Annotated in this window: 9 protein-coding genes; 8 read left to right on the top strand and 1 reads right to left on the bottom strand. The window is 41.7% G+C overall.

All coding sequences use genetic code 11. The features are described from left to right. Window positions 1-127: 127 nt before the first annotated feature. Complete coding sequence (locus ACQRBJ_RS13880; RefSeq protein ID WP_445303944.1) at window positions 128-1,069, top strand: Rpn family recombination-promoting nuclease/putative transposase; 942 nt, start codon at window positions 128-130, stop codon at window positions 1,067-1,069. Between the two features lie 427 nt (window positions 1,070-1,496). Here ACQRBJ_RS13880 and ACQRBJ_RS13875 read toward each other — a convergent pair whose 3' ends face one another. Continuing rightward, window positions 1,497-1,988 carry a hypothetical protein gene (locus ACQRBJ_RS13875; RefSeq protein ID WP_445303943.1) on the bottom strand — a complete coding sequence of 164 codons (492 nt, stop codon included), beginning with the start codon at window positions 1,986-1,988 and terminating at the stop codon, window positions 1,497-1,499. Window positions 1,989-2,173: 185 nt separating this feature from the next. Between ACQRBJ_RS13875 and ACQRBJ_RS13870 the strand changes: the two genes are divergently transcribed. The 7 genes from ACQRBJ_RS13870 (at window position 2,174) to ACQRBJ_RS13840 (ending at window position 8,826) form a co-directional block, all read left to right on the top strand. Further along, window positions 2,174-2,317, top strand: a complete 144-nt coding sequence (locus ACQRBJ_RS13870; RefSeq protein WP_445303942.1) for a hypothetical protein — start codon at window positions 2,174-2,176, stop codon at window positions 2,315-2,317. Window positions 2,318-2,393: 76 nt separating this feature from the next. Continuing rightward, window positions 2,394-3,191 carry a type II restriction endonuclease gene (locus tag ACQRBJ_RS13865; RefSeq protein ID WP_445303941.1) on the top strand — a complete coding sequence of 266 codons (798 nt, stop codon included), beginning with the start codon at window positions 2,394-2,396 and terminating at the stop codon, window positions 3,189-3,191. Beyond that, on the top strand, window positions 3,188-4,120 hold the full coding sequence (locus ACQRBJ_RS13860) for a DNA adenine methylase (RefSeq protein ID WP_217761816.1): 933 nt from the start codon (window positions 3,188-3,190) through the stop codon (window positions 4,118-4,120). Before ACQRBJ_RS13865 ends, ACQRBJ_RS13860 begins: the two co-directional genes overlap by 4 nt. Then, window positions 4,120-5,313, top strand: coding sequence for a DNA-methyltransferase (locus tag ACQRBJ_RS13855; RefSeq protein ID WP_445303940.1), 1,194 nt, complete (start codon window positions 4,120-4,122; stop codon window positions 5,311-5,313). The genes ACQRBJ_RS13860 and ACQRBJ_RS13855 overlap by 1 nt, the downstream gene beginning before the upstream one ends. Before the next feature lie 180 nt (window positions 5,314-5,493). Beyond that, on the top strand, window positions 5,494-6,777 hold the full coding sequence (locus ACQRBJ_RS13850) for a hypothetical protein (protein WP_445303939.1): 1,284 nt from the start codon (window positions 5,494-5,496) through the stop codon (window positions 6,775-6,777). Next, complete coding sequence (locus ACQRBJ_RS13845) at window positions 6,774-7,328, top strand: hypothetical protein (RefSeq protein ID WP_445303938.1); 555 nt, start codon at window positions 6,774-6,776, stop codon at window positions 7,326-7,328. The genes ACQRBJ_RS13850 and ACQRBJ_RS13845 overlap by 4 nt, the downstream gene beginning before the upstream one ends. A gap of 409 nt (window positions 7,329-7,737) precedes the next feature. Next, complete coding sequence (locus ACQRBJ_RS13840; protein WP_294971266.1) at window positions 7,738-8,826, top strand: BRO family protein; 1,089 nt, start codon at window positions 7,738-7,740, stop codon at window positions 8,824-8,826. The last annotated feature ends 27 nt before the right edge of the window (window positions 8,827-8,853 follow it).

Here is an 8,853-nt window from a genome sequence, read left to right as displayed (position 1 = left end):
ATAAGATTATGATATCCCCAATGCTATCAGATCACTTTTTCTAAAACTTTTCTATGAATTCCTTGCGTGTTTCAAAATAAAGTCGTAAATTTGCTCGCATAAACGAAACAATAATATCATAGGGATTATGAAGCAGGTAGAAGAAAGATATATCAGTTTGCTGACCGATTTCGGTTTCAAGCGAATTTTCGGATCAGCTCCCAATAAGGATTTGCTGATCTGTTTCCTCAACAGCTTGTTCAACGGAAGACAGGTTGTTAAGGACGTGATGTATCTGAACCCGGAACACGTGGGAGATGTATATACCGACCGCAGGGCCATCTTTGACGTATATTGTGAAGGAGAAAACGGCGAGAAGTTTATCGTGGAAATGCAGAATGCATACCAGACATACTTCAAGGACCGTGCCTTGTTCTATTCCACTTTTCCTATCCGTGAGCAGGCTCCCAAGGGTAATGAATGGGACTTCAAGCTCAACCATATCTACACGATTGCCCTGCTTAACTTCAACATGAACGAGGATGCCTTCGATAAGGAAAAAATCCGACATCACGTAAAGCTATGCGATACTGCCACGCACAAGATATTCTACGATAAGCTGGAATTTATCTATGTGGAAATCGCCAAGTTCAACAAATCTTTGGACGAGCTGGAAACGCTTTACGACAAGTGGCTCTATGCCCTGAAGAATCTCTACAAGCTCACCCAGCGTCCTAAGGCGTTATGCGATAAGGTCTTCGACCGTCTCTTTGAAGAAGCCGAGATTGCAAAATTCACTCCACAGGAGCAGCGGGAGTATGAAGCCAGCAAGATGGCATATCGTGATATCAAGAATTCGATTGATACCGCCAAGAGAGAAGGTAAAGAAGAAGGACTTGCTGAAGGCATGGAAAAAGGCTTGGCTGAAGGCATGGAGAAAGGCATGGCTGAAGGCATGGAGAAAGGCATGAACCAGCGAAGCATTGAGATTGCCAGAAAGATGCTGGCAAATGGTATGGATGCAGCTACGGTGATGGAAATAACAGGGCTGTCGGCAGAGGAAATTCTGCTGCTGAAACGAGAGAAATAGATTACAGATTCAAGTTTCGCAAGTGAGGGAATTGATTGAAGTTAAAGAAGTTATCACTCCCTACGGTCGTTTGGGAAGTTAAGGGACAATAGTCTTCTAGCGTAAAACGTAGGACATTTGTCCCTTAACTTCCTTCTAACTTCCCTAACTTCACTTAACTTCCCCATATGCGAAAGTTCAGTTACAGATATCACGCCCTGAGTTTTCATTCACTGTGCACCACACGCCCTGAACCAACGGTCACCGGTGCGAAGGTAAGGGACAGAAGCAATACACAAGCAGTACGCCCTGAAAGGGCAGAAGCTCCTAGCCCAGGGCAACGCCCTGGGTATTAATGATATACAAACCAACGCCCTGTAAGGGCAAAAGCTTTAAAACTCCAGGCAAAAGCTTTACAACCTCAAGAAGCTGCGCAACGTGGAGAGAGTCATTTTCCCCTTGACTTTGAACTGCTCCATCCATAATAATTGGCACTTTTGTTTGGTAACCTGCCCTTAGCAGTGCCCTTGCGAGTAACCTGCCCATACTTATCTCTATAGACGGTGGTACCTGTATTTCCTGAATGTTTGGTGATGCAAGAACCTGTTTTCTTGCCATACTTATCACGATAAGTGGTAGAAGTCGTTCTGGAAGAGAACAATCCATGACTTGTTGTACTGGTGCTGGTGCCTGTTTTTTGACCATACTTATCCTTGTATACCGTAGTGGTCTTGCCAAAAGCGTGGGTCTTACTTTCTGATGTTCCAGTAATTTGCCCATACTTGTCTCTATACACAGTCACACGCTTGCCACCTCTTACCGTAGTTTCTGCAGTACCTAGGTTCTCGCCATACTTGCTACGGACAGTCTCTTTGACTGTCTGAGCATCAATACAAGAACTTAGTCCTATGAATATAAGGAATATCAAATATTTCTTCATACAATTCACTTTATCAAGTTAGCGGACAAACCTATCCGTATTTTGCCGGTAAAGATACGAAAAATATAGATACGTTGGCTCTTTTTTCTTAAATGTTGACTATAAAAGTGCAACTTTTCCGTTAAAATGTTTGGCGAATTCAAATTAAAGTCATATCTTTGCCCCGATATTAAAACTATAGGCTTATGGTACATGTAAATGAAACGATAATAATTAAAAGTTCTTCTCCCAAGATGGCGGAATGGGTAAAAAGACTGAAGGCTCATAAGGCTGAGCAGCTGGAGAAGCTGTGCAACATCGAGAAGTGCGACTTTGAATTTAAGTTTTGATTTTTCGATTTTCCTTGGAATTTTGGGAATAAAGTAGTACCTTTGGCGAATATTTTAGAATTAAATACAAAATATCATGACAAAAGAGATGTTTTTTGACCTTCTTGCTAAAGAGGTTTCCACATATAAGAGTTTTTTGGAGACAGACAGTGGAGACTGGGTTGTCAAGGGATTTATTGACATCAATAAAAATGTTTATACCATTACAAATGACACTAAAGTCGTCTCTAAAGTTATAGAAATACTTCTTATCCCTAAACTGTTAGCTTTTGCTGAGAAAAACGGATTAGAGTTGGAACTTCCGTCAAAACAAAATTATTATCCAGACTTAACTTTTAAAGATAAGGAAGGTAATTTGTTTGCTGTGGATTTTAAGTCTAGTTATTATCAAGATGATAAAATCAATGGTTTGACTTTAGGTTCTTATTGGGGATATTTTCGTAATAGGGATTCTATTATGAATATGGATCATGCATATAATGAGTATGCTTCCCATATAGTTTTAGGAATAATTTATAAGCAGAGCGTCGTTGAAGAAAATGAAAAAACGACGTATCAAATAGATGAGTTGGATGCTATACATTCTGTTATCGAGAAATTTATCTTCTTTGTACAACCCAAGTGGAAGATTGCCAATGATATACCAGGTAGTGGAAATACTAGAAATATTGGCGGAATAGCAAGTGTCAGCAAGCTTCTTGCAGGACAAGGACCATTTGCTCAATTTGGTGAAGATATTTTCGATGATTATTGGATGGGCTATTTCAATAAGGCAGATGCTCAAAGAGCAGGTATTGGCTCTCCTCATTATTCAAATTTGGAGACATATAAGCAATATGTAAATAATAAAAGTAAAATTAGCAAAAGATTATGAATATAGCAAAACCAATAGTCCCTCCAATTAAGTCTCAGGGTATCAAGACTAAATTGGTTCCTTGGATTAATGATATTATACAACGTTCGGGGCTAGACCTGTCTAAAACTAATTGGGTAGAGCCTTTTTTCGGTACCGGCGTAGTTGGCTTGAATGCACCTGTTGGAGGACGTAGATATATAGCAGATAGTAATCCGCATATCATCAATTTTTACAATGCTGTTTTGCGGGGTGATATTACTCCCGAAAATATGCGTAGTTATTTGGAGCATGAAGGAAAACTGCTTTTAGAAGCAGATGAGGGCGGCTATGCACATTATCGGAAGGTGAGAGATCGTTTCAATAGAGAGTTTAGCTCTTTCGACTTTATCTTTCTTTCAAGAGCAGGATTCAATGGTATGATGCGTTTTAATCGTAGGGGTGAATGGAATATACCTTTCTGTAAAAAGCCCAATCGTTTTGCACCAGCCTATATCACCAAGATTTGTAATCAGATAGGAGCTGCGCAGCGTGTGATTCATCTAGGGAAGTGGGAGTTTCATAATCAAGGTTTTGCAGATACTATAGCGCAGGCAAAAACAGGAGATTTAATATACTGTGATCCACCTTATTATGGCCGTTATGTGGACTATTACAATGGTTGGACGGAAGAGGATGAAGAAGCTCTTTTTCATGCTTTGGAGAAAACTCCAGCTCATTTTATTTTGTCAACATGGCATCATAATGAGTTTAGGGCGAATGATATGATGGAGCGTTTTTGGAACCATTTTAATGTAGAGACCCAGGAACACTTTTACCAGGCTGGAGGACATCTGGAGAATCGTCATGCCATGGTAGAGGCTTTGGTTTTCAATTTCGATTTGCATGAAGCGGTAAAGACATCCGAGATTCTGCAACCTGTTCAATTGGATTTAGATTTTGTAATATAATGACAGAACCCTATTTTTCTTCAGACAATAAGGAGTTTGTTTTGTATCAAGGAGATTCTATGAATCTCATTGGTGAAGTAGGTAAGCAAGTGGATGTTATCTTTGCTGACCCTCCTTATTTTCTGTCGAAAAATATAGCCAGATGTATCAATGGAACATGGAAATCATTTGATAAAGGAGAGTGGGATAGAGTTGTCTCTTTAGAGAAAATCAATCTGTTTAATAGACAATGGCTGTCGGCATGTAGAAAAGTATTGAAAAATAGCGGTACCATTTTTGTAACTGGAACCTACCATAATATTTTTTCCGTGGCCTCATGTATGCAGGAACTTGGATACAAGATTCTCAACATAATCTGTTGGCAAAAAACAGATGCCAAGCCTACTTTGTCGCGTAACTATTTTGATTTTACAACCGAGTATATTATTTGGGCAAGAAAAGATGAAATACACCAGCATTTCTTCAATTGTGACTTGATGGAACAATTGAATGGCGGTAAGCGGATGACGGATGTTTGGAGAATTCCATTCTTGTCTTCTTGGGAAATGAAGTGCGGCAAGCATCCTACACAGAAGCCTCTTCGGTTGCTATATAGAATAATACTCGCCTCAACTCATCAGGGAGATACGATTTTGGATCCATTTGCTGGTAGTTGTACCACGGGTATTGCTGCGAATTTACTGGATAGAAAATTCATAGGTATCGACCAAAGTAAAGATTTCTTGGATTATGGAATCAGAAGAAAACTGGAAATTATGAATTCGGATATGGCAGAGAAAATTCTCAGAAAGATTTCCGAGAATCCCGAAGAAGTGATGGTGATGGTGAATCATGCACGTAAAGATTTGAAGGCAAAGATGATAGAAAAGGGTATCTGTTATCTTCGTGCAGGAAACTCTAAAGGGTCACTTTGTGTTACTCCTGGTTTTGAACGTATGCAGTATCTGTTATTGCATACTGCAGGAGAAGATTGCCAACTGTTCAAATTGAAAAAGAGAGGAACATTTCAGATATGGACTAAAGAAACATTAGAGGAATATGGTTTCCATCCTCAACATGCCCCTTATTATATAGTTCTTTCTTTTGATGGAACTAAACCTATTGAGCTTAAAGGGATACCTAATTTAAAAGAAAAGTTGAACACTTTTTGTGCAAAAATAATGCCTTTGAGTGATTTTGTAGGAATCAAATAATAGAAGAATAAAGAAAATGATGCGAATATGAAAAAAATAGTCTTTTTTTTTGGAGGTTTTAAATAAAAATATTACTTTTGCATCATAATTGATACTAATAAGAACGGAAAGCCCCACCTGGTGATGAGACTGAGCGCTCAAACCAGGTGGGGGTTTCCGTACCTAAAAATATAATAATCTATGTATACAGTTGAAAATGAGATAGATGATTGTTTCGTCTGGCCTTTAACGGAAATCTTTGATGGTGGAGAAGCTCTTGAAGGTTGGAACATTCGTGAAACGGCTGAAGAATTTGATTGCTGTTTTCATGACCAGGAGTGGATGGAAATTTTTCATCAAAGGATGAAACCTATCTATTGGCGTTTGTTGTCGGGTGACTATATCGAGAGCAGCGATTTTTCTGATGTGTGTTACCGGGTATCCTCATGGATGTGTGCCTATAATGAGCTTGATAAACTCGTAGGCGAGCATAACATAATGGAGCTTCTGGATTCTGCATATTGCAGAACGGGCTACCTATATAGTTTTTTTCAGTTATTGCGATGCATTATGGGACAGTCTTACCGTCCTTATATCAAGCTATGGCCAGAAGATGAGATTGATAAGGAGATAGAGAAACTGGAAGTTAGCGGTGATAGTAAGCGTGGAGCAATGCTGTGCGTTTTGTCTGCCTACCTGATGATAGAGCATGCGGATTTGCCGGAAAAGCATAAGGATTTTCTGGAGAAACAGCTAGGGGAAAACTGGAGTTACTTGACAAATGTGTATTCTTTTATGGTGAGAAGAATCGTAGGCTCCAATTTCAAGGCCTTCGTACAGATTATCAACAATGTGGTTGTTGCTCGGTCTTTTCATCCCTATGTACACATATTCTATAAAGCGGTTCTGTTGCGAAAGGATGAATTGTTTGTTACTCCCAAGAGTAGAGAGAAACTGGCGAAGCACATGGCAAGACTGGAGGAAATCTTGAAGACTACTCCACAGAAGGATGATTTGGACGAACTGTGCAACATCATCTTTGGCGCTGATTTTGAAGAGATAATGAAAAACAGATTCATGAGTTATGATGAACTGAATGAGAAGGTAATCCTGTTGCAGGATTCTGTGGGGAAGTTATCTTCTGATATGGAGAAGGTTACGAAGCAATTTGCTGAGGCTGTAGAGTCGCGCGTACCCGTTGATTTGATAGAGACGCAGTTGTTGCGTCTAGATCCTTCCACGGCATCAGCCATCTTTGGCAATCTATCTCTCCTCTTGGCAAAAGACCCTGCATGGGCTAAGATTCAGCCTGGTCTGTCAGAGAAGATTATGCAGAAATTCAAACAACAAACTCCGATTGTAAATTGCGGGGCTTATTATGGTGAGGGTGCGATGCATGAAGATCATAGTAGTCAGGTTTATCTGGCTCCTGAAAGTAATGCTTCAAATATAATAATGTTGGATTCTAAAACAAATAGACAATGAATGCATATTATGGGGATGGTGCCGTACACAACGACCATCATAAGGAGTTAACTATCGGGGGAAACGTATCGGCTGACGCTCTCGAGCAAATCATGGCAAAATACTTTGCTGATGATATGGATTCTGCTAGATGTAAAACAGTTGATGATACGAAAAAAAGTACTCCTCCGGCTGCAGGAAGAACCGCAGAGGTGCTCTTTCCAGATAAGAATGGGGAAAAGGACGTGAACCTGACAAGGAGAATGGCGGATGATTTCGTGAATTATCTCAAGCTGCATCATATTTCCAAGGAGCAGCTTTCTACCAGTGACGGGTTGCTGAATCAGAGCGTGGTGGCTTTCTTCCGGTATTGGGGAAGTCAGGGGTATGTTTATCCTGGGACTCCTAACGGGGCGTCTATCACACGGTTCCTGAAGGAAGACTGTCAACTCGAGATGAAGGTTACTACTAAGTCGTATGGCGATTATATCAGAAGAAAGATTATCGCAGGTCATATTGATGTTGATGTAGGGGTAAGTGTTGAGGATTATATGAAGTCGCTTGAAGGATGATAGTTTCCGTCGAATAGTGGTTGTCTATTTGACGTAAGGAAAAAAGTATTTCAACCGAAGATACTGATAAATAGGGGCATTCCAAAAGGTTTGCCCTTTTTTCTTTTCCGTCGAATTCAATTTGGCGTATTCGGCGGAAATGGCGTAACGGGATATTCTTTCTACTTTTGCCCCAGATTTCAGAACGATACCGGTTCTGAGGTCTGGGGCTTTTCCGTTTCCTATCGCCAGGTTGCTGGGATAGGTTTCCTGCCATGTTGTAAGTGGCGCAGCGTATCAGCCCATCGTTCTTTGACAAGGTTGATACAATTATTTTTTTTACATTGAACATTGAACTTTGAACTTTATGATATGTTCTAAGGGGCTGACTTGCGAAAAGTTCAATTATTTACATTTAATTTTATTATTTATGACAAATTTAATGAATCAGAAGGTGGGGGGCAGCAAGGCTGCTAGCCCTGCCAAGTGTGGTGCACAGTCTTCTAAAAATAAGAAGGTGGCTGCACCTGTGTGTGTGTTTGAAAATCCGGAGTTCGGAATGGTTCGTACCGCTACTGATGAGAAGGGCGAGCCTTGGTTCTGTGCTAAGGATTTGTGTGATGCGCTGGGATATAAGAGAGCTACAGACGCTGTAAGACAGCATGTTAGGTCTAGCGATACGGCGAAATACCGCATTGCTAGAACTGTCAAAAATCGTTTTGGCGTTTCTGAAGGAAAGGTGCAGAACGTGCAGATGAACTTCGTCAACGAGAGCGGATTTTATGCCCTGGTGCTCGGTTCTAAGTTGGCTTCGGCTTTGAAGTTCAAGGATTGGGTTACCTCGGTGGTGCTGCCTCAGATTCGCAAGACGGGCGGTTATATCCCGGTGCATGAAGGGGAGAGCGAGGAGGAGATGATTCGCAATGCCGAGGAGATTCTCCGTGCTACCCTGAAGGAAAAGGAGATGCTGCTGGAGCAGCAGAAGAAACTGCTGCATCAGCAGGAAGTGCAGTTGGGACTTGACAAGAAACTCATCGACGAGCAGGATGTGGAGATCAGACGTCTCAACGGAGTGCTGGATGAGCAGACGAGATGGGCTTCTATCCAGGGCGAGAACGTCATCAACCTGGAGAAGCAGGTGGACGGGCTTCTGCCTAAGGCGATTTACAGCGACAATGTGCTGGATTCCGTTTCGTGCTTCACCACCACCCAGGTGGCGAAGGAGCTGGGTATCACGGCGCAGGAACTGAACCGCTCGCTCTGTGCGCTGCATGTGCAGTATTACCAGAGTGGGCAGTATCTGCTCTATGCGGAGTATGCGCACATGGGACTGGCGAAGAGCCGCACCCGTTATCAAGCCTTTCTGGACCCGAACTGCGACGGAAGAAAGGAGAAGATGGGCAAGGCGGTGACGCATACCTATCTGGTATGGACCGAAAAGGGCAGGAAGTTTATTCACGACCTGGCGCATCGTTACTGGGAGCTCGCGGAGATGTACGAGGTGAAGAGCCTGGGGTAAAGAAGGAGGGGGTCTGCTTCTGGCGGG

Source organism: Prevotella sp. SGI.167 (assembly GCF_050313615.1).
Lineage (GTDB): Bacteria > Bacteroidota > Bacteroidia > Bacteroidales > Bacteroidaceae > Prevotella.
The sequence above is the reverse complement of the archived record's forward strand: the minus strand, read 5'-3'. Positions and strand labels throughout refer to the sequence as shown.

What these genes read in the sequence shown, in the direction of transcription:
- ACQRBJ_RS13880 (WP_445303944.1), top strand. Translation starts at nt 128, where the DNA reads ATGAAGCAGGTAGAAGAAAGATATATCAGTTTGCTGACCGATTTCGGT.
- ACQRBJ_RS13875 (WP_445303943.1), bottom strand. Translation starts at nt 1,988, where the DNA reads ATGAAGAAATATTTGATATTCCTTATATTCATAGGACTAAGTTCTTGT.
- ACQRBJ_RS13845 (WP_445303938.1), top strand. Translation starts at nt 6,774, where the DNA reads ATGAATGCATATTATGGGGATGGTGCCGTACACAACGACCATCATAAG.
- ACQRBJ_RS13840 (WP_294971266.1), top strand. Translation starts at nt 7,738, where the DNA reads ATGACAAATTTAATGAATCAGAAGGTGGGGGGCAGCAAGGCTGCTAGC.
- ACQRBJ_RS13855 (WP_445303940.1), top strand. Translation starts at nt 4,120, where the DNA reads ATGACAGAACCCTATTTTTCTTCAGACAATAAGGAGTTTGTTTTGTAT.
- ACQRBJ_RS13850 (WP_445303939.1), top strand. Translation starts at nt 5,494, where the DNA reads ATGTATACAGTTGAAAATGAGATAGATGATTGTTTCGTCTGGCCTTTA.
- ACQRBJ_RS13860 (WP_217761816.1), top strand. Translation starts at nt 3,188, where the DNA reads ATGAATATAGCAAAACCAATAGTCCCTCCAATTAAGTCTCAGGGTATC.
- ACQRBJ_RS13870 (WP_445303942.1), top strand. Translation starts at nt 2,174, where the DNA reads ATGGTACATGTAAATGAAACGATAATAATTAAAAGTTCTTCTCCCAAG.
- ACQRBJ_RS13865 (WP_445303941.1), top strand. Translation starts at nt 2,394, where the DNA reads ATGACAAAAGAGATGTTTTTTGACCTTCTTGCTAAAGAGGTTTCCACA.